The 23,680-nt window shown below is 63.8% G+C and carries 29 protein-coding genes and 1 pseudogene; 16 read left to right on the top strand and 14 right to left on the bottom strand.

The window, feature by feature from the left end:
• A pseudogene (locus tag MKK75_RS03975) lies at positions 1-128 on the top strand (IS5/IS1182 family transposase); the annotation flags it as partial.
• 28 nt (positions 129-156) lie between these two features.
• Here MKK75_RS03975 and MKK75_RS03970 read toward each other — a convergent pair.
• From MKK75_RS03970 to MKK75_RS03940, 7 genes are all read right to left on the bottom strand, one after another.
• A complete protein-coding gene (locus MKK75_RS03970; protein WP_244041334.1) occupies positions 157-399 on the bottom strand; it encodes a hypothetical protein in 243 nt (80 codons plus the stop codon).
• Between the two features lie 40 nt (positions 400-439).
• Positions 440-1,147, bottom strand: a complete 708-nt coding sequence (locus MKK75_RS03965) for a cache domain-containing protein (RefSeq protein ID WP_244041333.1) — start codon at positions 1,145-1,147, stop codon at positions 440-442.
• Positions 1,148-1,457: 310 nt separating this feature from the next.
• Positions 1,458-2,198, bottom strand: a complete 741-nt coding sequence (locus tag MKK75_RS03960; protein ID WP_244041332.1) for an LrgB family protein — start codon at positions 2,196-2,198, stop codon at positions 1,458-1,460.
• A complete protein-coding gene (locus MKK75_RS03955) occupies positions 2,161-2,553 on the bottom strand; it encodes a CidA/LrgA family protein (RefSeq protein ID WP_244041331.1) in 393 nt (130 codons plus the stop codon). Before MKK75_RS03955 ends, MKK75_RS03960 begins: the two co-directional genes overlap by 38 nt.
• Before the next feature lie 21 nt (positions 2,554-2,574).
• Positions 2,575-2,760, bottom strand: coding sequence for a hypothetical protein (locus MKK75_RS03950; protein ID WP_244041330.1), 186 nt, complete (start codon positions 2,758-2,760; stop codon positions 2,575-2,577).
• A gap of 308 nt (positions 2,761-3,068) precedes the next feature.
• Entirely contained in the window at positions 3,069-3,290 is a 222-nt protein-coding gene (locus MKK75_RS03945) for a hypothetical protein (protein WP_244041329.1), read from the bottom strand.
• Positions 3,291-3,432: 142 nt separating this feature from the next.
• Positions 3,433-4,230, bottom strand: coding sequence for a helix-turn-helix domain-containing protein (locus tag MKK75_RS03940; protein ID WP_409567515.1), 798 nt, complete (start codon positions 4,228-4,230; stop codon positions 3,433-3,435).
• A 339-nt stretch (positions 4,231-4,569) separates the two neighbouring features.
• On the opposite strand from MKK75_RS03940, the gene MKK75_RS03935 reads away from it, so the two are divergent.
• Together MKK75_RS03935 and MKK75_RS03930 are read left to right on the top strand one after the other, a co-directional pair.
• Positions 4,570-4,833, top strand: a complete 264-nt coding sequence (locus MKK75_RS03935) for a hypothetical protein (RefSeq protein ID WP_244041328.1) — start codon at positions 4,570-4,572, stop codon at positions 4,831-4,833.
• Positions 4,834-4,983: 150 nt separating this feature from the next.
• On the top strand, positions 4,984-5,310 hold the full coding sequence (locus MKK75_RS03930) for an integration host factor subunit beta (protein ID WP_244041327.1): 327 nt from the start codon (positions 4,984-4,986) through the stop codon (positions 5,308-5,310).
• 184 nt (positions 5,311-5,494) lie between these two features.
• On the opposite strand, the gene MKK75_RS03925 is transcribed toward MKK75_RS03930, so the two are convergent.
• A complete protein-coding gene (locus MKK75_RS03925) occupies positions 5,495-6,412 on the bottom strand; it encodes a LysR family transcriptional regulator (protein ID WP_244041326.1) in 918 nt (305 codons plus the stop codon).
• 292 nt (positions 6,413-6,704) lie between these two features.
• Between MKK75_RS03925 and MKK75_RS03920 the strand changes: the two genes are divergently transcribed.
• The 8 genes from MKK75_RS03920 (at position 6,705) to MKK75_RS03885 (ending at position 14,109) form a co-directional block, all read left to right on the top strand.
• Positions 6,705-7,775: an amidohydrolase family protein gene (locus tag MKK75_RS03920; protein ID WP_244041325.1), complete on the top strand. Its 1,071-nt coding sequence runs from the start codon at positions 6,705-6,707 to the stop codon at positions 7,773-7,775.
• A gap of 371 nt (positions 7,776-8,146) precedes the next feature.
• Positions 8,147-9,223, top strand: a complete 1,077-nt coding sequence (locus MKK75_RS03915) for an amidohydrolase family protein (RefSeq protein ID WP_244041324.1) — start codon at positions 8,147-8,149, stop codon at positions 9,221-9,223.
• Positions 9,224-9,265: 42 nt separating this feature from the next.
• Positions 9,266-9,838 carry a carboxymuconolactone decarboxylase family protein gene (locus MKK75_RS03910; protein ID WP_244041323.1) on the top strand — a complete coding sequence of 191 codons (573 nt, stop codon included), beginning with the start codon at positions 9,266-9,268 and terminating at the stop codon, positions 9,836-9,838.
• A 9-nt stretch (positions 9,839-9,847) separates the two neighbouring features.
• The gene (locus MKK75_RS03905; protein WP_313901829.1) at positions 9,848-10,321 is read left to right on the top strand and encodes a hypothetical protein; all 474 of its coding nucleotides are present in this window, start codon (positions 9,848-9,850) and stop codon (positions 10,319-10,321) included.
• Positions 10,296-11,657, top strand: coding sequence for an adenylosuccinate lyase family protein (locus tag MKK75_RS03900; RefSeq protein ID WP_244041322.1), 1,362 nt, complete (start codon positions 10,296-10,298; stop codon positions 11,655-11,657). Before MKK75_RS03905 ends, MKK75_RS03900 begins: the two co-directional genes overlap by 26 nt.
• Positions 11,658-11,668: 11 nt before the next feature.
• Positions 11,669-12,013 carry a YciI family protein gene (locus tag MKK75_RS03895; RefSeq protein ID WP_244041321.1) on the top strand — a complete coding sequence of 115 codons (345 nt, stop codon included), beginning with the start codon at positions 11,669-11,671 and terminating at the stop codon, positions 12,011-12,013.
• Between the two features lie 192 nt (positions 12,014-12,205).
• Positions 12,206-12,541, top strand: coding sequence for a hypothetical protein (locus MKK75_RS03890; protein WP_409567516.1), 336 nt, complete (start codon positions 12,206-12,208; stop codon positions 12,539-12,541).
• An 813-nt stretch (positions 12,542-13,354) separates the two neighbouring features.
• Positions 13,355-14,109 (top strand): IS5 family transposase gene (locus tag MKK75_RS03885; protein ID WP_244041319.1). Its coding sequence is split into 2 segments (ribosomal slippage): positions 13,355-13,685 and positions 13,685-14,109, totalling 756 coding nucleotides; the frame shifts between segments, so codons are not numbered across the junction.
• Between the two features lie 334 nt (positions 14,110-14,443).
• Here the strand turns inward: MKK75_RS03885 and MKK75_RS03880 are convergent.
• From MKK75_RS03880 to MKK75_RS03870, 3 genes are all read right to left on the bottom strand, one after another.
• Complete coding sequence (locus MKK75_RS03880; protein WP_244041318.1) at positions 14,444-14,947, bottom strand: ferritin-like domain-containing protein; 504 nt, start codon at positions 14,945-14,947, stop codon at positions 14,444-14,446.
• Between the two features lie 688 nt (positions 14,948-15,635).
• Complete coding sequence (locus MKK75_RS03875; RefSeq protein ID WP_244041317.1) at positions 15,636-16,412, bottom strand: sugar transferase; 777 nt, start codon at positions 16,410-16,412, stop codon at positions 15,636-15,638.
• A gap of 544 nt (positions 16,413-16,956) precedes the next feature.
• On the bottom strand, positions 16,957-17,760 hold the full coding sequence (locus tag MKK75_RS03870; RefSeq protein WP_244041316.1) for a hypothetical protein: 804 nt from the start codon (positions 17,758-17,760) through the stop codon (positions 16,957-16,959).
• A gap of 605 nt (positions 17,761-18,365) precedes the next feature.
• Between MKK75_RS03870 and MKK75_RS03865 the strand changes: the two genes are divergently transcribed.
• Entirely contained in the window at positions 18,366-19,025 is a 660-nt protein-coding gene (locus MKK75_RS03865; RefSeq protein WP_244041315.1) for a ParA family protein, read from the top strand.
• A 2-nt stretch (positions 19,026-19,027) separates the two neighbouring features.
• On the top strand, positions 19,028-19,432 hold the full coding sequence (locus MKK75_RS03860; protein WP_244041314.1) for a hypothetical protein: 405 nt from the start codon (positions 19,028-19,030) through the stop codon (positions 19,430-19,432).
• Between the two features lie 315 nt (positions 19,433-19,747).
• Here the strand turns inward: MKK75_RS03860 and MKK75_RS35625 are convergent, their stop codons facing one another.
• The 3 genes from MKK75_RS35625 to MKK75_RS03850 form a co-directional block, all read right to left on the bottom strand.
• Positions 19,748-19,876: a hypothetical protein gene (locus MKK75_RS35625; protein WP_279593564.1), complete on the bottom strand. Its 129-nt coding sequence runs from the start codon at positions 19,874-19,876 to the stop codon at positions 19,748-19,750.
• Positions 19,877-20,779: 903 nt separating this feature from the next.
• Positions 20,780-21,436: a recombinase family protein gene (locus tag MKK75_RS03855; protein ID WP_244041313.1), complete on the bottom strand. Its 657-nt coding sequence runs from the start codon at positions 21,434-21,436 to the stop codon at positions 20,780-20,782.
• A 215-nt stretch (positions 21,437-21,651) separates the two neighbouring features.
• A complete protein-coding gene (locus tag MKK75_RS03850; protein WP_244041312.1) occupies positions 21,652-21,996 on the bottom strand; it encodes a hypothetical protein in 345 nt (114 codons plus the stop codon).
• Positions 21,997-22,761: 765 nt separating this feature from the next.
• Between MKK75_RS03850 and MKK75_RS03845 the strand changes: the two genes are divergently transcribed.
• From MKK75_RS03845 to MKK75_RS03835, 3 genes are all read left to right on the top strand, one after another.
• The gene (locus MKK75_RS03845) at positions 22,762-23,049 is read left to right on the top strand and encodes a hypothetical protein (protein WP_244041311.1); all 288 of its coding nucleotides are present in this window, start codon (positions 22,762-22,764) and stop codon (positions 23,047-23,049) included.
• Positions 23,050-23,158: 109 nt separating this feature from the next.
• Positions 23,159-23,311 carry a hypothetical protein gene (locus tag MKK75_RS03840; protein WP_244041310.1) on the top strand — a complete coding sequence of 51 codons (153 nt, stop codon included), beginning with the start codon at positions 23,159-23,161 and terminating at the stop codon, positions 23,309-23,311.
• Positions 23,304-23,660, top strand: coding sequence for a hypothetical protein (locus tag MKK75_RS03835; protein WP_244041309.1), 357 nt, complete (start codon positions 23,304-23,306; stop codon positions 23,658-23,660). Before MKK75_RS03840 ends, MKK75_RS03835 begins: the two co-directional genes overlap by 8 nt.
• The last annotated feature ends 20 nt before the right edge of the window (positions 23,661-23,680 follow it).

Genomic DNA, 23,680 nt, shown 5'->3' with positions numbered 1-23,680 from the left:
GCAATGCCATCGAGCGCATGTTCGGCCGGCTCAAGGACTTTCGCCGCATCGCCACCCGCTACGACCGCTCGGCCACGAACTATCTCGCTGCCGTCTGCATCGCTGCCACCGTCAGCTACTGGTTATGAGTCCGGACGGTAGATTAAGCCGGGTCATCTACCTGCCGTAGAGGTCAGCTCTACCCGAAAGGGGCCATACGGCAGCCGGATCAAGGGCATTCGCATCGATGCCGACGCTCTCGGGCGTCAGAACGATCAGCAGCCCAGCAACCAGCAACCCCGCGATGGCTACGAGAACCGAGCTGATGCGCTCTTGATCGAGCCAACGCGCGCGCAGCATTGCGCAACCGAAGGTGAAGGCCGCGGCCTCTGTCAGAGACACAAGGTTGGCCAGCGCCACGATGTGCTCCCCGGTTGTGAGTTCAGTGACCTGACCGAGCCTATTTCTGCTCGGCTGGATCGAGGGCAGCTTCAGCGGCCTTTAGACCATCGCGTGCCTTCGCCAGCGCTGCGGTCCGGGCATCGCCGACCTGGTTCAGCGTCTCCAGAAAGGCATTCCAGTCGGCGCGGGCTGCTTGCGGGATCTCTCCGTCGAGCTTCTGGCGCAGGCTTACCAGCCGAGCCTCCGGAGTGACCTGTGCAGGCGCTGCTGTATCGGCGTCGTACACGCCTACCGCGCAGGTCTGGTCGCCCGTCCTCGTGTAATACGTCGTCTTCGGCTCCTCAACCGTGCTGCCGGGCTTGGGGAAGAGATAGCGGATCACCGAGACCTGTCCGGGCTTAGCCGTATCGATCATGGTCTTGATGAAGTAGTTGCCGGTCTTATCATGCAAGCCGAGCACGTCGTGGCCCTGCAAGATCGGATTGGGGTGAGCGCTCATGACGCCATCCGGTCCGACGCAGAACACATAGCTGTCGGCAGTGCGGAAGCCGTCCGTACCCTTGGTGAAGGCAGTGAGCGCCTTGGCCTTGTCGGCCGTCACGGCCTTGCTCGCGCGGCTCAGCATCCATTTGGCGCCCATCTCGGCGCCGGAACCGCTGTCATCGCAAGAGAGACCTGCCTCGCTGTCCCCACAGGCTAGAGCTGTCTGCGGCAGACCTGCAGCGACGAGAACGGCGGCTAAGATGGCGGCGCGTGTGTTCATCATTGCTGGCTCCTGAGCACACCCCGTCAGAACGGAGCGGTGGAATCAGAATACGTGGTCGCTCGATCTACAATGCACCAATACAGTTATCACGCAATCGTTATCTGTTTAATTCATATAAGCCTTTGAAAAATGCAGCTTTGATGAATAAATATGTTCAGATGCATCGCTTTTGACCAATCGGAGCATCGACGCCAGCCATGGCGCATGCTGTTCCGGCACAAGACCATCAGCGACCTATTCGATGATCTCTCTGCCGGAAAGCCAGAGGTGTGACCAGGTCACTCATCCGCTAAGTCGTTCGTCGAATCCATCAAAGTCCCCGCATAGCGAGCGGCAGCAGGACGCCGGTCAGCACACCGTTCAAACTCATGCCGAGGCCGGCGAAGGCCCCGGCCACCTCGCTGATCTGCAACGCCCGGGCTGTACCGATCCCGTGACCGGCGATGCCGATTGCCAAGCCCATGACGCGGTCGTCTTCCACACGCAGCCAGCGCTGGAGCACCGGACCGGCTATGGCACCGACGATACCGGTGCTGATCACCAGAACCGCCGTCAGGGCAGGGACACCGCCGATCGCTTCCGAGATCCCGACCGCGATGCCGGTGGTCACGCTCTTCGGCGCGAGCGACAGCAGCGTGACCTTGCTTGCGCCAAGCGCCCAGGCGATGCCGACAGCGCTGAGGACACCGGTCGGTAGTCCGACGAGCAGCGCCGCGGCGATCAGGGCTCCCGAGGCACGGATCAGCGCCGTCTGCCGGTACAGCGGCACCGCCAGCAGCACGACGGTCGGCGCGAGCAGGAACTGGATGAACCCTGCGCCGTGCAGGTACGTCGCATAGGATGTACCCGTGACATCAATCGCAATCACGACCAGGACGATCGCGATCAACGTCGGATTGAAGAACGGGTTGTTGCCGCTCCAGCGGGCGAGGCGCACCGCCGCAAAAAAGGCGAGCACGGTGATGCCGACCTCCAGGATCGGCTGCTCGGGCAGGCTGGTCCAGGCATGGGGATCAGGCACGAAGATCTGCCTCTCCCAAGCCGCCGGCATCTGTCCGCTTCCGCCGCCTTGCCCATGAGTGAGCAAGTACCAGCGTTGCGACTGTGGCGAGCAAGGTGACGACGGTTCCGCCGATGACGGCCGCGACGATCGGGAGAAACTCGGCCTGGAGGACGTCCGCATGGGCAACGACGCCGACCCCGGCGGGAACGAAAAGCAGCCCGAAGAGGGCGAGCATCCGGTCGGCCAGACGGCCGAGGTCATCGGGCAGGGTCTTGTGCCAGACCAGATCCAGGTAGAGCAGCACGAGACCGGTTACGGGCCCGGGCACAGGCACGAGGCCGAGCCGCATCAGCGCCTCTCCCAGCGCCAGCCAGACGGTAACCCGTGCGATAGCTTCAAGCATGGAGTTGAAGCCGTCTCACGATCAGTTCTGGATCGTGCAGTCGGCGACATCACCGGTCGGTAGATATTCGCAGATGGTGACAGCCTTGGTCCTTGAGGCGGCAGCGGTGACGGATGCTTCGCTGGTTGGTGGCGAGACCAGCATGGTCGTCACGAAGGCGGCAGCGGCGAGGACAAAACCGGCAGTGAAGAGCGTCATGATCCGCATGGCGTGTCTCCGATCGAGGCGAGGTGACGTAGCCAGACGACTACGATTGATCGGCCTCTACATCGGATTGGATCAGCATTCGCGCTGCGCCGCCTCCCTCAAATAGATGAGTGCTGCGGTTTTTCCTGTATCGGCCGGGCGCCTTCGCGTTCGTCATATCGTCCGCCCGCAGGCACTCCTGCATAGCTCGGCCGCCTCTACCGCCCGCGCGGATTCTCGTTCGGCCTGATCGGTCGAGGTCGCCCGCTGCCAACCGGCAGCCCCTCCTATCCTGAGTATGAGCCCGGCACGGTGCTCCCAGGAAACCTTCACGGAGATGGCGGTCTGAGCACCGGTGGCTGTGGGCGCGCGCGCGCCTCCTCAGCGTAACGTCCGAGCATGACAACGAAGGCGAACATTGTCAGGCACATCAACGCCATCGTCAGGGAGTGCTCCACGCTCGCGGCATATCGTTCAAGGCGCTGAATCAGGTAGCACCCGCCGGTGAACGCTGTGGCCATGATCAGCGGCACGATCAGGTCCTCGGGCATCGGAAGCGCCTCACGATCCTACGGTCCACACGGATTCGGGAATCGTGCCGCAACGTAGAGGTCAACCGCTGCCTCTCGGCAGTTCCTTCTCCTCACATCAGCGTGATCCCGGCGCGTCGCTTTCCACGGCAGAGCGACGGGGTCATGCGCCTGCCTTTCGCGACGCAATTCGCGATGGCGAATTCGCGTGTGCAGATCGCTCTCGCGACGGTCCTGCGGGCTTCGTTTTCCCCGATTCCAGAACTTCAGTAGACGTGCCCCTCGGGGATTTGCACCCTCCCCCCTGAGGCTGGGAGGGGTATCCTGAAATCTGAGGAGACCCTCTCCGCGCCAGCCGAAGCCAGGCGGTCCACTCGACCGAGACGATGCGCACGATGTTCGTGTCGTTGCGGAAGCCGGTCACCCGCCGCTCCTCGACGGTCACGAGCCCGAGCTTCACGGCCTCGCGGATAGCGTTGCGGACCGTGGTCTCGGCCACGCCGACGATCGCCGCGAGATTGCCCACGGCGAGCCGGCAATCCTTCCGGCGGGCGACCTCTGCCGCAACCAGCGAGAGGACCGCCTGCTCGGCCAGGGTGAACCGGGCCGCGAGACCAGGTGGCAGGCGGCCAGAGGCGGCCCAGCAACGGCGGCGCTCCATTGAGGCGTCCGTGCGTGGCCGGGAGCCGACGCCGGGCCTCCTGGGGCTTCCTGCGCCCCCAGACGCCGTCCCAGGCGGATCCCCTGTTTGGGGTGTGACCGTTGCCGACCCGTTCGGGCTCTGTCCGGTCTTGGGTCCGCTTCCTGACAGGGTCCGGCCCTCGATGAGAACGGACAGCGCCTCGGCCTCGGCCTCCGTGACCTTCCCCTCCCCATAGGCACGCCAGAGCAGCGACGTCACGGACGGCAGAGTGATTCGGTCGGCCGCCTCGATCGCGCGGCGGATCTCGTCTGCGAACACGTGTCTCGGCCCTTTCCACAGGGCCACAGGAGGACGATCGGCGGCGCAGGCTGTGCGCTCCGTTCAAGACAAGCCAGTATCGTTGCCAGAACCGGGGTTCTGACTTGACGCCCGAGGGCGCTTCGTGGCTTGTGAGGGGTGCAGATGGCCTCACAGCCGCTTTTGATTTCGACGGGCTCCTCGTTTGGCGACGGGGGGCCCGTTGGCTTTTCAGGGGCCTACTGCGGCGGTCGGTGCTCCTGGTTGCTCCGGCGACTCGCACAGGGCGCGTGCCAGCCGGACATGGCATGTCGGCCGGAGCGCACAGCTAAGTCAACGTCAGGGGATGATCAGCGCGACATGCCGGCAGGACCTTCGACCCTCGCGGACCTGCGTAAGGCCGGCATCATCACGAGCCAGGAGGTGGTCGCCGCGATTGACCTCTACCTGCGGGATCCGGCAGCCGGCCCCTACCGGTTTGCCAGTGGGCACAGCATCGATATCGCGGCGCTCGTAAACGCTACGCCGGCTTTCGGGGCGGTTGACCGCTCAGGGCCGCAGGAGAAGGCCTTCCGGACCGTGCTGGCAGCGGCCGTCATGGCGGCGCACCCGACCCCGCCGTGATCCGTCGGCCGCTCGACCCCACGTGGACCGCAAGCCACGGGCGGGGGAGCGACCGACATCACCGACGCAGGCCTATACGCGACGCGGCCCGTCACTGGAAAATACCGGCACGCGGTTGTGGTTCGATGAACGGGGCTGCATCGGTGACGCATGGTCCGATCCGAGGTTGTCGCCCGCATCGCGGTGCAGAACCCGCACCTCTACGCCCGGGACGTCGAGCGGGTGGTAGCTGCCATCCTCGACCGGATGGCCACCGCGCTGGCGGACGGCGATCGCGTCGAACTGCGAGACTTCGGCGCATTCGCGGTACGGGACCGCGAGGCGCGCACTGGCCGCAACCCGCGATCGGGTCAGAGCGTCACCGTGACGGCCAAGCGGAGCGTGCACTTCAAGCCGGGCAAGGCCATGCGGGCGCGCCTAAACCTCAAGCTGGCGGACTGGGATGGTGAGGCGGAGCGGCTGCTGCAGGCTTCGTAATATCGCCGGCGGCATCAAACCCCATGTCTGTGGCCAGCTCGCGTGCCATCGCAACCCGCTGCTCGCGCGGGTAGCGGCGATGATACGATGGCGGAACTGCGGCCGCGAGGACAAAGGGCCACCGCGCTGCGCGCGGGTTCGGGTTGCTCCGCGGATTGCTTGGCTTTCCCGACGCGCCCCCCCGTCAGTCACCGTGCAGCCGGGACGCGTCTTCCACAGTGCCGGCCCGGAACCCCGTGCAGGCGAGGCTCAGGAGAACCTCGGCGACGGCACGGACGACGCCGCTCGATGAGGCCGAGGGCCCGACCATGACGAACTCGACATCGGGCAGCTTCGGAAGGTTGCCGCCGGGCTCAATGGCCTGGACGCCATACATCGGCATGTGGCGAGGTCCACCGCACACCCCGATCCCGCACTGGAGGGCGGCCTCGATCCCTGCCATTCCCACGCTTTCGAACCGAACTTTCCAGACGCGTCCCTGTGCTTTGAGCGCATCAATGAGGGTGGTGCGGGTGGGATTGGGGGCGAAGGGCACCACCAGCGGGACTGGGTCCTCGATCGGTGCCGCGAAGCGAGCCTGGCCGTACCAGACCTGCCGCTCGATCCAGAGAAGCTTCGTGTCAGGGTAGCGATCCCAGCGTCGCATCACCACAAGGTCAACTGACCGAGCGCTGATCGCCTGAGCGATCAGGTCGTAGCTGCCGGACACGATCTGAATGTCAACGTTCGGGAAGTTCTTCGCAAGCAGGTGGAGGACGGCTGGCAGCGCAGTGCGACAGAAATCCTCGCCCATCCCGATGCAGACGCGGTCGTTGGAGCGGGCCTGCTTGAAATGAAGCCGCATGTCTTCCGCGAGCTTCTCCATCGCCCGGGCGTAGTAGATGATCGTCTCGCATTCACTAGTAAGCTTGATGCCACGCCGGTTGCGGCGGAACAGCGGGAAGCCCGCAATGGTTTCAAGTCGTTTGACCTGCTGGCTGATCGACGATTGCGTGATCCCGAGTTCGGCTGCGGCGGCGCTGAAGCTCCCTCCGGCGGAAATGGCGAGCAGCAGCCTGATCTGATCGCGCTCGATGAGCGCCGCGATGTCGTGCTCAGCCAAGGCGTGCGTCCCTTCGGCTCATCCGGCAGCGCCATCCCGCCGGCCGCAGGTAGACTAGCGCACGGTCCCCGCGACGCCAATCGTCGCCTCTCTTCTCCTGATCTATGAACAATATTTGTTACAATAATACCATATTATGTACCAATAACTTTTGAATATTAGTCGTAACTAATGTCTAAAAAAACAAATAAATGATGGGAACAGGCTTCCGGTCATTGTATTGGTTAATGGACTTCAATGCGGCTGGACGCCTCATTTAGGTACACGACGCTGAGACATGACAGGAGTCCCCATGACTGTTCCGCGGTTGACCCGTCCTGGTGCGCTTCCACCCCCGCCGCCCTTACGGAAGATCGCCTTCGAGGAACACTTCCTAGTCCCGGAGGCCCTCAAGAAAAATGCCGACGGCAGCATCGACCAGAACGACATAAATTTTCACGCTCTCAACAATGGTCTTACGACCGAATGGTTCAAGCAAATCTATGATCGGTTGATGGATTTCGACCAAACGCGTATCGAGAGCATGAACGAGAGCAACATCGAATACGCGATCCTGAGTCTGCAATGTCCCGGCATCGGCGCTGTCACGGACAAGCGCAAGGCGGAGGACATGGCACGCGCCGTCAACGATGCCCTGGCAGAGCGGATCGCACAGCATCCAGACCGCTTCGGCGGCTTCGCGGCCCTGAGCGTGCATGATCCGAAGGCTGCGGCTAAGGAACTTGAACGCTGCGTCAAGCAGCTAGGTTTCAAGGGCGTACTGTTCAACGGCTATAGCCAGATCGATCAGGAGGACAACCTCGTCTATCTGGACGAGGATCGGTGCAGCCCGATCTGGGAGGCGCTCCAAGACCTAGATGTGCCGCTCTATCTCCATCCGCGCACGTCCTATCAGCAGTTGATGTACAAGGGACACCAGGAACTGGTCTGCGCCAACTGGGGCTACGCCTGCGAGACGGGGACCCATGCGGTCCGCATCCTTGTCGGAGGCGTATTTGATCGCTTCCCGAAGGCTAAGATGATCCTCGGCCACAACGGCGAAACGATCCCGTTCGCCGCTTGGCGCCTCCAGCACTGGATGGAGTTCAATCCCGGTAAGGACAAGCCTCAGCGCCGAATTCAAGATTATTTGAAGGACAATGTTTATACAACCATTTCCGGCGACTGGAGCGTGCCCGCTCTACTTTGCACCATGCAAGTGATGGGTTCTGATCGGATGCTGTTCTCGGTCGATTATCCATTCGAAAACATGGACGAAGCTGCCGAATTTCTCGACAACGCGCCAATCAGCGAGTCAGACCGTGCGAAGCTCGCACACGAGAACGCCCGGAAGCTATTCAAGCTCGATCACATCGGCTCCTGAACCACCCCGCATACGGGCGCCGCTGTAGGCGATGCGGCGCCCGACCAATACCCGGCACGGGCCGGGGCCGACAGCAATCCCCCATTCAAGGGTGAATATCATGGCCGATCGCGCACGACGCGGAACTCGGACCAGTGACGAGGCGCCGTTCAGCCCCTCCTCCGATGGGGGCTTGAAGGTCGATTACGGCCCGAGCTCTGTACCCGATCCGAATATCTTCCAACGCAAGAGCAAGCGCCCATCGGAGCGTGAAAAGGGAGGTATGCCTCCCTTGCCGAAGATCCTGAAGAAATCACGGGCCCCCTAGGCGGAAGCAGCCTCAACCCCGATCCGTCGACCGAGCAACTCCCTCACCCGGGTTCGACATGAGCATGAACGTCCATGACGTGGGCCGGGCGCCGGTCCAGGACCTTCCCGTCCTAGCGCCGCTGCCACCAGACCCGCGGATCCCCAAGATCGAGATCGAGGCGGCCTTCACCGCCAAATGCGCTGTTGCCGTGCTCGACGAGAACGGCGAGCCCGACTGGAGCTGGTTCATCACCGAGAACGGCCTCAACCGCCAATTTATCGAGGCGGTGAGCCCCCGGCTCGCAGACTTCGACGAGACTCGGCTCCAGAGCATGGATCAGACGGGTGTCGTCTACTGCGTCAACGCCCCGGCCGATCCGGCTATCCAGGCCATGAAGGATCCGCGCCAGGCCCGCGACGGCGCCACCCTCACCAACGATTACCTCGCTGAACAGATTGCCCGACATCCAGACCGGTTGGGCGGCTTCGCCTCGGTGTCCCTGCACGACGGCAAGGAGGCGGCGCGGGAGCTGGAGCGATGCATCACCAAGCTCGGCTTCAAGGGGGTTCTGGTCAACGGCTTTCAGCAAACGCAGGACCCGAACAAGATCATCTACCTCGACGAGGAGATCCTGACGCCGTTCTGGGAGGCCCTGACCGCCCTCGACGTGCCGCTCTACATCCATCCCCGCGTCTCGCACCAGCGGCTGATGTACGAGGGTCACGCTGAGTTGCAGGGAGCAACCTGGGGGTTCGCACCAGAAACGGCTACGCATCTCTTGCGCCTTGTCTATGCCGGCCTGTTCGACCGCTTCCCCACCGCGCAGGTCGCCATCGGCCACATGGGTGAGACGCTGCCGTACATGGCTTGGCGGATTGAGCATTGCTACCAGTACAATCCCGCCGACAAGAAGGTAAATTTGCGTCTTCAGGAATACATGGCGCGCAACATCTGGATTACGACGTCGGGCAATTTCTGCACGGCGGCTCTGCAATGCGCCATCGCAACGATCGGGGCCGACCGGATCATGTATTCGGTGGACTATCCATTTGAAAACATGAGCTGGGCGGCTGATTGGATCGAAACCGCCGCGATTTCAGAAGTAGATCGGCAAAAGATCTGCCACGATAACGCAAGGCGGTTTTTGAAATTGAAGTAAGCTTATAGCCGAATTGGTTCCGCAATCGACCATGGAGCGGCCATGCCCGAGCCGACACCCTATGCCGGATCCGTCGCGATCCCACTTCCTGACGACGCGGCCTACCGCCGGGTCATCGGCACAGCATACGATCCAGACAAAACGCTCCACGTCGTTAAGATGCTGGCTGGCACCGAGGACATGTACGGACCGGCAATCGGGCTGATCAAGGCGGTGTTCTCGGCCGAGGGCGTCGAGCCGAAGCTGCGCCAAATGATCATCCTGCGCACGGCCAAGGTGCTGAACGTGCCCTACGAGTGGCAGGCCAATGTCAGCCTATCGCGCAACAACGGCTTGACTGACGTGGAGATCGCGGCGGCGGCCTCCGACGGTCCGGTCGAGGAGATCGCCCCCGACTTCGTCCTTGCCTGCCGGGCGGTGGACGAGATGGCGCACGCGGGCACGCTTACGGACGCAACCCTGGCAAGCCTACTCGACCGGTACGGCTCCGTCGTCACCCGCAAGCTCGTCCTAATCTTGGGCTGGTTCAGCCTCCTCAGCCTGTTCCTAAACGGATGTCGCGTGCCGATGGAGACGACGGACAAAATCGGCTCCATGACCTCGCCGCTCGGATGACGGTCGTGGATTACGCACGCGGGGCTCCGGCTCGTCCGGGGCGAGGGCCGCTTTACCGACGATTACTGCATACCAGATGCTGCCTGGGCGGCCTTCGTCCGCTCGCCCCACCCCCATGCCCGCATCGTTGGCCTGGACATTGCGGCAGTGGCCTCCGTGTCTGGAACCCTCTCGGTGGTCACGGCCGCCGACCTCGCGGACGACCCGAGGTCGCTGCGCTGCTACTGCCCGGTTACGGGGCGGGACAAACGTCCGAACCGCGATGCGGACTGGACGATACTCGCCGCCGGTCGGGTCCGGCATGTCGGCGAGGCGGTGGCCTGTGTTCTCACGCCGACGCAAGCAGCCGCCGTCGCCGCTGCGTGGGCGATCTGGCCGGAAGCCCCGGACAACCTCTGCTTCGATTGCGAAACAGGCGACGCCGGCGAAACTGATCGCCTGATCCGGGGGACGACCCATGAATCCCAATGCCGGAATCATTGATTCGTCGATCTACCGGGCAATCTTCGGCTCAACCGCGATGCGCGCGACCTGGTCGGACGAGGCACGCATCCAGCGCTACCTAGACGTCGAGCGGGCGCTTGCCGAAACTCAGGCTGAACTGGGCATCATCCCAGCCGAGGCAGCGGCCGAGATTGCCCGCCATTGCCACGTCGGCGAGTTCAACTTCGACGTCCTGCGCCAGGCCACGGAGCATATCGGCTATCCAGTGCTGCCAGTCGTGGAGCAGCTCGTAGCTTTGTGCGCGGACGGCCTCGGGCAATGGTGCCACTGGGGCGCCACGACCCAAGACATCACCGACACGGCGACGGTTCTCCAGATCGCCAGCACCCTGGACTACGCGGACGCCAAGCTCGTCGAGATCGGCGACCACCTCGCGGGGGTCGCCTCGACTTACCGCGACACGCCGATGGTTGGCCGGTCGAACCTGCAGCAAGCGATCCCAATGACCTTCGGCTATAAGGCCGCGGTCTGGCTCGCCGGGATCGAGCGCTGCCTGGAGCGCTCGGCACAGCTGAGGCCGCGCGTATTGATGGGCGAGTTCGGCGGCGCGGTCGGCACGCTCGCCTCGCTCGGCAATCACGGTCTCGCCGTTCAAGAGGGTGTCTGCGCGCGGCTCGGGCTCGCCACGCCGCCGATCGCTTGGCACACGGTGCGCGACACGATCGCGGAGACCGGTGTTTTCCTCGCCCTGACCTGCGGCCAGATCGAAAAAATCGCCTTCGATATCAAGATCATGGCTGCAACTGAGATCGGTGAGGTGCAGGAGCCCGATGGCGGCGGCGGACGCGGCGCCTCCTCGACGATGCCGCAGAAGCGCAACCCGATCTCTTGCGCCTACATCACCGGTTGTACGGCTGTGGTCCGCCAGCACGCGGCGGCGCTGCTCACGGCGCAGGCTGCTGATTTCGAACGCGCGACCGGTCCGTGGGAGATCGAGTGGATCGCGCTGCCGGAAATAGCTTGCCTCGCGGGCGGTATCCTGGACCAGGCCGCGTTCCTGCTCGGCGGCCTCGTGGTGCACCCCGACGCTATGGCCCGCAACCTGCGCCTGACCGACGGGCTGGTGAACACCGAGGCGGTGATGATGGCGCTGGCACCCAAGCTCGGCCGCCAGGCCGCCCACGACGTGCTCTCCGAGATCGCCCGGGACGTGGCCGCCGGCAAGGGACGTTTGATCGACCTTCTGAGCGCCGACAAGTCCATCGCGGCGATACTCACCCGTTCAGAACTGGAGCACCTCCTCGACCCCTGCGCCTACCTCGGCGCGAGTGGGGAGATGGCGGACCGCGTCCTCGCCCGGCGCGACGCGTGCTGAGGGAGTGTTCCATGCTGTTCGCCTGTATCTGCTGGGACAAGCCGCACATGGGCGAGATCCGCGAGCGCACGCACCACCGGCATCTCGCCTACCTCAAGTCCAAGGCCGAGATCGTTCACATCGGAGGGCCGTTCGAGAACGCCGATGGGGGCATCGTCGGCACGATGATCATCGTCGACGTCGAGGGCGAGGCTGCCGCGCGGAGCTTCATCGACCACGAGCCGTTCCACGAGGCTGGCGTGTTCGAGACGGTGAGGCTGCGGCGCTGGCGGCAGATGCAGCCGGATGTCGAGCCCGGCGCCGACGCCGCCGTGGATCGCGCCGCAGAGGTCCGAGCCGAGCAGGAACATCTTTGATCGGAATACCGAGCCCGGATACACGTGCAGCAGAAGTAATCCACCGTAACTTATTCTCCAAACCTCGATCTTGGGATCATCAAAAAAATCCTCCTTCTAAAAACCCATCTGTCAGATTTATCAGTGAAGATAGGAGCGATTAAAATGATCAGGCGCTATATCATGCCAATCGTAGTCGCGTCATGGTTTACGATGCCAGTACAAGCACAGCAGAGTGCGATCGGCGGCCCGAAGATGCTGATCCACGGCAACTATTGCGGCCCGGGGAATAACGCGCCGTTGCCACCCATCGATGCTCTTGACGCCGCCTGCGCCCGCCACGACGCCTGCACGCCGGACGGTGGGATCCCATCACGTGCCTGCAACGTCCGTCTGGAACGAGAGGCTGACGCGATCTCGCGCGATCTGAAACTGCCTGCTGACGTGCGGGCGATGGCCGGCTTCGTCGCAACGAGCGCGGCCATGCTCCAGATCGCTGATGGGCCTGGCCCTGCTTTAACTACGTTACGTGCAAGTACAAAACCATAGATTTACGCAATTACAGTGGCATCACCGCTCGGCTTTGACTCTCTAAAAATGCACTTGCATTGATGCCGCTGTCATCATACTGTTTATCTTAGGTATAGGCTTTATTTGAGCGCCAATGACTGTAATTAACTAGGTAACTGCATCATGCCTATTGCACGCGTGCTGATAAACGGCTTCATGTTAGTAATCTTGCCCAGCGCTGCTATAGCCCAAGCGGCCAGCACCAGTGCAGGCGGCGTTCCTCTATCGACCCAGACCGCTCCGAACAAGACTGTGGTCGGCCAGACAAAACCGCCGAGCCGGGATGCAAGCCCAACCTCGTATGAAGACGTCAACCAACGCACGCAAAATGACCGGCACGAAGACAGCATTGCGACGGGTATTTGCATCGGCTGCCAGCCGAAGTAGTTACGAGGCCGCCGGTTCGGTAGATGCTAGGCGTGTTTCCTTCCGCTGAACGTATCTCGGATGCGCAGGATTTCGGGTGGCTCCGGCTCGCCGAGTAGTGCAGCAATCTCGGCGCTACAGGCCACCCATCAGTGTGCAGCGCGCTCGCAGCGAGCGAGCCCACGCTCTGCTCAGATCCGGGCCATGCGCCGAGCCGTGGCCCGACGCTCGAACGCGTACCAGCAGAACGCCACCAAGAGCAGGACGAAGCGAATTCCCTGTCTCAAGGTTGGGAGGGTTCTAGGGAGCGCCGAGGCTGGGCTCGGCATCCCCGCCGTCCTCGCCGTCCATGCGATCTACCGTCCGGACCCATTACGGTAGCGCGGATGGCTCAGGTGTGATTCACGGCTCCTGCGGGAGGAGCCGATGGATCATTTCTGGCTGACGGACGAGCAGTTTGCGAGGATCGCACCGCTTCTGCCGAATGACACGCGGGGCAAGGAGCGCGTGGACGACCGGCGCGTGATCAGCGGCATTGTCCACGTGCTCAAATCTGGAGGGCGCTGGACGGACGCGCCGCGCGAGATCTACGGGCCGAAGAAGACCCTCTACAACCGCTTCGTGCGTTGGGCGGCCAAGGGGATCTGGGTCGGGCTGTTCGAGACGCTGGCCCGAGCTGGCGGGCCGCCCTCGCAGGTGCTGATCGACTCCACCGCTGTGAAGGCTCACCGCTGTGCCGCGGGGGGCAAAGGGGGGAGCAGAGCCAGGCCATCGGCCGCTCGCGGGGCGGGCGCACGACCAAGATCCACGCCCTCACCGATCGCTTCTGCCGCCCGCTCGCCTTCCTGCTGACCGGTGGGCAGGCCGCCGACTGCAAGGCCGGCGCGCTGCTGCTCGAACGCCTACCGACCTGCCGCATCGTGCTGGCGGACAAGGGCTACGACAGCGACGCCATTCGGCGGCAGATCGAGGCGGCCGGAGCCGCGCCCAATATTCCGCCCAAGATCAACCGCCGCTGGAAACCGTGCTTCTCGCCCGTGCTCTATCGCGGGCGCAACGCCATCGAGCGCATGTTCGGCCGCCTGAAGGACTTCCGCCGCATCGCCACCCGCTATGACCGTCTGGCGACCAACTATCTCGCCGCCGTCTGCCTCGCAGCCACCATCAGCTACTGGTTATGAGTCCGGACGGTAGTGGAACTCCCGGCAACCGCTGATCGCCTACTGGTCAAAAAGTCCCGCACCGGGACTATAGCCGAGGCCGCCGCCGTTAGGAGGCGTTAGCCTCTCTCAATCACCATCGCGGAAGCGACCGGGCATAGCCCGATTGCCGGCAGAGCGGCACACCGGCTCCAAAGACAGGGCTCTCTAATGTGTGGCCTCGCGGGCATAGTCGCAGCTGAGGCCCGCTCCCATTCCCCCGGGGGGCGAGCCTCATACTGTGTTAGGTTCGCGCAATAATACTCATTACTCTGGCAGTCAACGGTTGCACCTGTCCAGGCGATTAAATATGGACTTAAGCAGCCTTCTGGTTGATCTTGCTCTCGGCCATGGCGGTCAGCTTTTGATCCGTAGCCTTTTCTTCGTCCAAAGTCTGCTGCAGCACGCTGGCACAATCGTCGCGGCCGAGCCGCTTAGCCCAGGCGATCATCGTGCCGTACTTGGTGATCTCGTAGTGCTCGACCGCTTGCGCCGAGGCCACCAGCGCAGCGTCGAGCACCTCCTTGTCACCGACCTCGCCGGCAACTTCGTTGGCCTCCTTGAGAATGCCGTCGATCGCCGGGCAATCGACTGCCTTCGGCTTGTGCCCGTGCATCTGAAACACCTGTTCCAAGCGCTTGATCTGGCTTTCCGTTTCTTTCAGATGCATCTCAAAGCTCTGCTTGAGTTGCGGATCGGTAGCCTTGCTGATCATTTTCGGCAGAGCTTTTGTGATCTGTTGCTCAGCATAATAGATGTCCTGCAGCTGATGTACGAACAGATCATCCAAAGTTTTGATGTCGGCTGTAAACAGACCCATGGCGGTCTCCTAAAAATTTGTCGGATATTCTTTTTGCAGCGGCGGATGGCGTTCCGCGCGCTCATAATGGAAACTGGCTAGGGAGAAGCGATGTTCCTATCCGGCTCAACCGCTGCTTGGCAGAGGTAGGTAACGCACAGCGCAGCTTCTCAGCTGATCAGCAATCCAATCCCAGGGGCAGCCCTTCGGACGGGACCAGCTTGGCCACCCGGTTCAATAACACGCCGGCCAGATAGATTGATGCCGGCACGGCGCTCGGGGACGCAGCTGGGCTGCTGCTGATCGAGCCCTATGGTGCGCTGGGCACAATCGCCCGTATGGCTACCACGCTGGCGCCCCTGGCCGCTGGCGGCCGGCACCATGCAGCGGTGTTGGTGGCGGCGGGCGGCGGATCTGCCGTCGTAAAACGGACCTACGCGCAGCGCGCATTGAGTGAACTAAATTGCCGCATGTGATCGAATTGGAACATAATTGTACGATATATAAGCGGAGTTCGATCGTAACATGGTGCACTACCTGACACTAAGCGTATCAGTACGGTGATGCGTTACGAGTACCGAGGAATACGACTATGGGCTGGGTACTTGTCGGTCTAACCGCCTACGCTGCCGGCGCGTTGCAGTTCTGGCACATGTGCCAGACCGCTCCGGTGCAGGACGAGCGCGAGCCGGCCTTTCTTGATGAGGGGCTACCGGCTGCCGCGCTGAGCCAGCACCGCCGGGATGGTGCGCAGCATGATCGCCAGATCGCGGCGCAGGCTCCAACGGCTGGCGTAATCTAGGTCCAGCGCCACGCGCTCGGCGTAGCTCGTGTCCGAGCGTCCTGACACCTGCCAAAGCCCGGTCACGCCCGGTGGTACGGCAAAGCAGGTCTGGAACGCCCGGCCGTAGCGGGCGACCTCGGCCGGCACGATCGGGCGCGGGCCGACCAAGCTCATCTCGCCGCGTAGGACGTTCCACAGCTGCGGCAGCTCATCGAGCGAGGTCTTGCGCAGCACCAGACCAATCGGCGTGATACGCGGATCATCGGTCAGCTTGTGGGTGGCGGCCCACTCGGCCCGGGCGTGCGGGTCGGCGGCCAGATGGGCCGCCAGAACGGCGTCGCCGTTGGTGACCATCGAGCGGAACTTAAGGCACCCAAAGCGGCGTCCATCGCGGCCTAGGCGCATGTGTTGGAAGATCGGTGCCTGGCGGTCGCCCGACCACACCATCACGGCGATCAGCAGCAGGAGAGGCAGCAGGAGGAACAGCGCCGTGACCGCCACGCTGATGTCGAGGCCGCGCTTGGCCGCCCAGTTCAAACGCAGGCCGCGAGCGACGAAAGGGGTTTCGGGTACGGCCGTGGCACCTACCGCTTCTACAACGCTCACAGATCCAGCCAGATGGTCAGCGGCCTCTACCAGCTCAACCCCATGCTGCGGCGCGAAAAGAGCTACAGCGGGAGAGGGGTCGGCAGGGCTGGGCATGATCGAAAATCCTCAGGCAAAGCCAGAAATCAGGGTTAAAAGTCTATTATTTTCGGTTTCTATCGAGCTAAATTTGCTTTTACAAGCCAAATCCAAATGTCTGAGCAGACCAAAGCAGCCGGAAACAATCACATACACGTCAGCTTGGCCGTAGATCTGTCTTTCAAAACCCAAACATACGTCAACTATTGATACGTATAAACTACTCAGCCCTTCCTCCTATCTTACCGAAATAGCGCTATCCGCCGCGTGGTTTGTGCGCCGCATCATACCTCTGTGGGCATTGGGGTGCGGCCGGTGCTGAACCTCAAAAGGTGGCATCGATGAGGTGATGCGTGGCGTCGCCCGTGCCTTCAATCGAGCGTTGGCATGACGACCCGACATGGCTGTGAGCCGCATACAACCCGCGCACGATTCTCAGCGTCCCGCATGGCTGGGGTGACCCGCTGCCCTCCGGCAGCATTGCGTCGGTTCTGCTGGCCAAATTGGCTGCAGAATGTAGCTCCTTCCCCATAGCCTGGGGCGGCCGCACGCCGCTTGCGGGCTAGCGGGCGGCCGGCCTAGGCGTCTGCCGCGCGTGCCGAAGGCCGGGTGGTGCGATCTGGTGTGCAATTGGCCCTTGCAACGGGTTTGATCGAGCAGGCCTTGTTGCCCTATCTGTAACAACGACCCTCGTGCCAGTTTGTAATTGCCCCCCTCCCCCCAGACCGGGCTGGACACTGCGCGGCAGCCGCGTGCGCAGCCAGGTGGCCCATTCCCGGCTGGCGATCGTCACCCGGTTGGTGTCGTTCCGAAACCCGGTGATCCGGCGCAGCTCGATGTCCACCAGCCCCACCAGCGCGGCCTGCCGCATGGCGCGCTTGACCGTGCTGGCCTCGACACCCGCCAGCGCCGCGATGTGTCCCCGGGCCAGCGTGCAGCGGCCCTTGGTGGCGATCTCACGCCCGACCACGGCCAGCACCGCCTGTTCCCCGGACGTGAACCCGGCTGCGATCTTGGGGGGCAGATAGCCCGCAGCCGCCCAGCGCCGGCGCCGGCATAGGCTCTCGGCGGACCGCGGGCGCGATCCCGTGCGGGCATGGTTGCGGTTGGACGCTGTCCCCTGCCCTTTCGGGGCAGGGGCAGCAGCCGGCACCACCTGCGCCGCGATCAGGGCCAGCGTGGGCGTTCGCACGGGAGCCGCTCGGGCAGCCCCGCGCCGGGCGCTCAGCAGCCCGTCGAGCTGCTCAGCCTGCTCATCCGTGAGCCCCCCGGCGCCGTACGCCTTCCAGACGGCCGCGGCGACCTCGCCCAGCCGGTCTACCGCGGCGGCCTCACAGGCGCGCCGCATCTCCTCGAATATGATCACTGCTCCGCACTCCCGGTCTTTCGACCAGCCGCAGGGGCGCGGACGCACGCAGGCAAAGCTCCGCCGATGCGGAAAACCCTCGTTTTCCGCTTGCGTGGAGCCAGATTTTCGGGGAGGATCAAAACGCCAATCTTGATCTGCCCCGGCCACCCGGCCGGCATGTGACCCGCCCTCGTGGCGGGTTTCGTGTTTCTAGGTCCTCGACTCGCTGCTCATGCGGCTACCCGCATAGTCGGCTTGGCAGTTCTCCTGTCAAACGGCCAAGGCACCCGCGGATCGCCGGTCCCCTGCCCGAACCTGTACGATTGCATCTCTCAGCGGCGTCGCAAACTCCTCCACGCGAGATTTTTCTGGGCGCTTGGGTCCTGGCCCATCCGTCCCTCTGCCCCACAGTGCCATTGCCCTAGGACTCCTTTGGCCGATGGACCCATAGCGCCGATGCACCATGGGACTGTTGGGCCATGGGGCGCACGGCCCGTTGCCCAAAGACCCAAAGGTATTTTTGCTCCATGGGGTTCTGGGGCTGTGGGGTTAAGGAGCCGTTTACCTTTTGGGCTTCTGCTCGCCTGGGCGCTGGGGAAGGCGCGCAACCGGGGACTGGGGCAATGGCGGTCATATCCGTGTGCAGCACCAAAGGCGGGGTCGGGAAGACCACGCTGGTGATCTGCTTGGCCGATGCGTACGCGCGCCAGGGCGGCAGCGTGGCCATCATCGACGCTGATCCGAACGGGCACGTGGCCTCCTGGCGTGAGCGGGCCGGCGAGGACTGCGGTGTGGACGTGATCGCGGACGTGAACGAGAAGACGGTGCTCGACCGGATCTCTGAAGCGGCGTCGCGCTACAGCCTCGTGTTCGTGGACCTTGAAGGCGCAGCATCCCAGGCCGTCACATACGCCATCGCGGAGAGCGATCTGGTGCTGATCCCCTCTAAGGTATCCGGCATGGACCTGCAGGAGGTGTTCCGCACGTACGAGGTGGTCCAGCGCGCGGAGAAGATGCTGCGCAGACCGATCCCGGCCCGGGCGGTCTTCACTCAGATGTCGCCCCTGAGCAGCCGTGTCGCTCAGCACGCCCGCACGGAGGTCCAGTCCGCCAGCATCCCGGTGCTGCGTACCGAGATCATCCAGCGCGCCGCCTACCAGTCAATCCATTTCACAGGCGCCACACCTGCCCACCCGGATGGCGACCCCAAGGCGCTGCAGGAGGTTGCAGGCGTGCTGGGCGAGCTCATCGAGGTGCTGGCAGTCCAGCAGCAGGCGGCCTGAGCATGATGAAGCCCGCCTTTCAGCCTGCACCGCGTCCGCGGCCCCGCACCTCTCCTGAGGACGCCCAGCAGCTTGCCGCCGCCACCAGCGATCTGGGCTTCACCCGGCCCTCGTCCGCGCCCGAGGCGCGGGCCGAGGAACAGGTACCGCCGCTGGTCGAGCCCGTAGCAGCTGCAGCCCCGTCTACCCAAGCACCCAAAGCCCCGCTTGCCCCGACCTCACCCGCTGCTGCTGTGAAGGGTACAGCCCTCAAATTCGAGGTGCCGGATCAGGTGTGGACAGCGCTCCGGCAGGAGGCGCTGAACCGCCGGGTGACGGTAAAGTACCTGGTCCTCGAGGCATTGGCCGCAAAGGGCTACAACGTCGATCTGGCTGCCGTACCAGAGGACGGGAGGCGTCTGCGATGATCGAGATGGCCCTTGTTGCGGTTCTGGCCGCGGCACTCGGCGCAGCTGCAGCCGGCGCGGTCAGCGGCCTGAGTTCGGAATGACCCTCGCCGTCTTCATCTTGGCGCCCGCGGCCGTGCTTAGCCTGGGTGCCTTCGTCATATCGTTTCTCGATAGGGCACATTCCCGCGGCCGTCGCACGCCAACGTTCGGCAAGACACCTATGGCCAGAGGCTCGCGCTTACGATGATCACCGCCGCCTTCCTCGTTCGGGATCCATCTGGTCTGCCATCTATCCTCAGCCCGCCCGGCCCGCCGCGGCGGGCTTCTCTGTGTCTACGGCTCGCCCGTACCCACGATCGCCAGCAGATCACGCCCGGCCTGAGTCAGGAACCACGCCTGGCGCCGTAGCACACCGGCCTTTGTCCTCAGCTCGACCAGCTCGAGTTCAGCCAGCACCAGCATGATGTCGGGATCGACGGCAGGCCACATACCAGTGCGCTGTGCACCGCAAGCGCGGAGGGCTTTAAGATGGAGACCATAGGCGGGAGCGTGTGGTTTGGGCGGCATGCCGTGAGGCTTCGGCGCACCGTCCGCCCAAGCCACATCCCTGCTCACCGTCTGTTCCCGGTCTCGACCTGGCGCACGAGGGTCCATAGGTAGATGACGGACGTGGTGACGGCGCACAGCATGACACCGAGGGCTTGGACAGTTGGTAGGGTCATACGCCCACCCTGCTGCCCGCCTGTCACGGCAGTGTTTCCCGATCGGGCAGGGCGATCACGACCCGGCGAGCAAGCCACACCCCCGTGGGCCAAAAATCAGAGCTGCTGAACGTGCTTTGATGTATCCCGGTGCTTCATGAAATCCCAGACCAGGAAGGCTGGGAATGGGATCATAATGGCGAAGAAAATCCAATCGAACATCTGTGGCATTGGGCAGGCCTCCTACAGTTCATACAAGTGCTAACCCGCATCGGGCCCGGTAGGCCGATGTACGTCCTTGCTGGTTCTTAGGTCAGTGCCAGCTAAACCTTGTCGCCTGGCTCGGTCGGCTCTACGCTTGAGCCCAACGATCCACCGCCAGCCATGGTCGCGGTGGGCTTGCCGCCGCTTGCCGAGCCCACACGTTCAGCGGTGTGTATGTCCGATTGGCGGCGCTCCTCGCGGGCTTTTTCCCGATGTGTTGGGAGGTACCGCCAAGGAGCCGTAGCTGCACCCAGGCGAAGAGCAGCCGGTGCACGGTTGAAAAACGTGGCGAGCAAAACCCACGGCACAACAAAAGCAATAAATGCGGCCAAACCCATGGCGATCCTCCTATCGAAATATGGTGATCTATAATAAACCTCGGGTGAGCAGCTTTTGATCCTTACTGTTGTATTCGCCGCACCTGTGTCGCCGTCCAAGCCCCGCCCCGCGCCGCCGGGATACCACGGGCGTTGAGCGCCGCGGCGATGCCACCTAGGCTGGTTGTCCCGGCCGCGCGCAGCTCGGCTAGAACCGGTACCAGATCCGCCATCCGAGCACCCGCCCTGGTCGCCTGGGAGCGCCTGCCAGCCTCGCCCGCGGCTACCGTGATCGTGTGGCCCCGGAAGCCGCCCAGCACGGTCCCGCGGGCCTTGGCGGCCGCCAGGGCCGCCTTGGTCCGCGCGGAGATCATCCGGCGCTCCTCCTCGGCCACCAGGGCCATGATACCCACGGTCAGCCTGTTGGCGTGCGGCATGTCCGCGGCCACGAAGTCCACGCCGGCCTTCTCAAGGCCCAACAGGAAGTGGGCGTCCCGGGACAGGCGGTCGAGCTTCGCGATCACCAGCCGAGCGCCATACAGCCGGCACGCGCCGATCGCGCGCGCCAGTTCGGGCCGGTCGCTGCGCTTGCCGCTCTCCGTCTCCGTGAACTCGGCCACCACAGCCTGGCCACCCAGGAACGCAACCACGGCTTGGCGCTGGGCATCCAGGCCCAGGCCCGATGCCTCCTGCCGGGCGGTACTCACCCTGTAGTAGGCCACCAGCTTGTCCGCGCGCATGCCCTAACCCCCGCAGCATCGTTGGTTGACGCCGATGTCAGGCTGGCTGGCGCGGGATGGTTGAAGAAGCGTTAACGAGGCTGCGACGGTGGCTACGGATGGTGGGGGCCTGCCGCCCGCGATAATTCTACAGGGTCGCTACGGCTTCGGGGGTTGAAGCCGAACGGCAGGCGGGCCGAGCTCATCCCCCTCAATGCTCGGCCCGCGCCTTCTTTTCAGGTTGCTTGCTGTGACCCGGTCGGTACGAAACGAGCCTTGTAGGCCTCCGCATCGCGGACAGCGGCAGCGCCAATACCGGGCAGGGCGGCCATCTCTTTCTTAGACATGAACAGCAGTCGCTCGGGCGCATCTAACCCAGCGGCAACGAACGCCTCTGCCGAGCGCGCTGGAAGGCGACCGCGGAAGGCAGCACACGCCTCCGGATTGCTGAACCCTACGCCGCCTAACGCCTTGGACAAGGCCATCACGGCCTCACGTCCACCTGAACCCAAATCGGGCTTGTAGCTCATCATGCTCTCCTGGATGTCCCGCTGCATCTTGTGTTTATTGGTCTGAGCCATGCCCCAAGGCTCGACCCGCAGCTCTGGAACCACGCTGGCCTCATCAGAGCGGTGGCTTTCGGACCGGGTTATCCAGTCTTAGCTGTCGAGAGGGCCTCTTGTGCCAGCAGAGGCAGCCTTCGCGGCTCGTCTCTCAGCCATGAAGTACCGACCCAGGGCCGCTAAGGCGGCGTGGTGTGGGCACATGGGGTCCTCTTCTACATCGTGTGGGTGCACGTGCTCCCCGCCTAGAAAATCGAGGATGTCGTAGAGAAGGCCGAGTTGCGCCGGCGTCTGTACCCTGGCGTCAGTTACGGTTCGCAGCACATCTCCAAATGTGTCCATAACCCTATCCGCATCCGATCCCAGTTCAGCTACACCATCCTCGCTTGCACGTAGCTTTGCGAGGTCGTCATTGAGGCTGCGGCGTAGTTCTTGAGTTTTAGCAGCGGTCAATGTGTCATAGACGTGAGGATCATATTTCATTAGCGCTCCATCCATGGGCTTACGGTAAAATCGTATGCTTGGCTGTACTCGACTTACGCTTTCAGTATTATAGGCGTGATTAGCATCCGGCAAGATCTTTGGCATTAGATGCAGGCGCGTCCGGGGGTTAGGTGACGCGCCGCAAACTTGATCGCCGCTTGAACCGCGCAGGGCTTCCTTAACCACCCCGTCGCACCCTGACCTTGGCCGCCGTGAAGCGGCCGCACCGGCACGCGCCGGTGGATGCGCCCCCGCGCCGCCGTTGCGCGCGGGGGCGCCTGCACGTCGTGGAGAACAGCGATGCGTGGATCCCTCAAGACCGCTGGCACGGCCGCCCTGGCCGCCCTCGCCCTGTGCGCCAGCCAGCCGGCAGCCCAGGCCCGTGACGGCATTGGCGTCGGTGGGGCTGCGGCGCTCGGCGTACTTGGCGGTGTCGTCGCCGGCACTGCGATCGCCTCAGCCAACAACCGGCCGGTCTACGCTGCGCCGCCGCCCGCCTATGTTGAGGAGGTCTGCCACTTCGAGCGCCGGGACTTCATCGACCCCTACGGCGTCGAGCACATCCGCCGTGTGCGGGTTTGTGAATAGGCCCGGCCTGCGCGCCAGACGTTCGCTTTTCGTACCACTGTGATCCCGGCGCGGCAGCCAGCCGCATACGGCTCAGCTAACGTGCGGGCGTCTCCACGAGGCGCCTCCCATGCTGATCCCTGTGCCTGCCCTCCGTCGTTTCATGATGCTCGCGCTCACGCTCGCGAGCCTGATCGCGCTGGCCGATGGCGTCGCCCGCCACGAGCTGCAGAGAGCCACGAGCGAGATGGGCTTTGCCGTGGCCGGCGCGTCCGATGAATAGCCGAGCGGCGCACGTCCAGACCCTGGCCCTGCTCCTCGCGCTTGCGGGTGTTGGGCCGGCCTCGGCCCTGGCGGCCGAGCCGACCGACCTCCCGGCGCTGGAGCAGGCGTGGCACGGCTGTGTGCGTCAGGCCTATGACAGCCAGCAGGACCGCGGCAGCCGGGCCGGCCGGGAGCGCAACGCGCTGGACGAGTGCAAGCCCCATGAGGACGCCTACGTGGCTGCCCTGATGGCAGCTCGCCCCGGCGACGCCGACGCGCCCATGAACAGCTGGGCGCGGACCTGGGCGGCGTACGTGTCGTTCGTGGTGGATCCGGTGAAGGCCTGGATTGAGGCGCTGCGGCGCTGATCCGGTGCTTGCCCTTCGGG

Source organism: Methylobacterium sp. J-030, from assembly GCF_022829545.1.
Lineage (GTDB): Bacteria > Pseudomonadota > Alphaproteobacteria > Rhizobiales > Beijerinckiaceae > Methylobacterium.
Note: the sequence above shows the minus strand (reverse complement) of the source record. Positions and strands in the feature narration are given on the sequence as shown.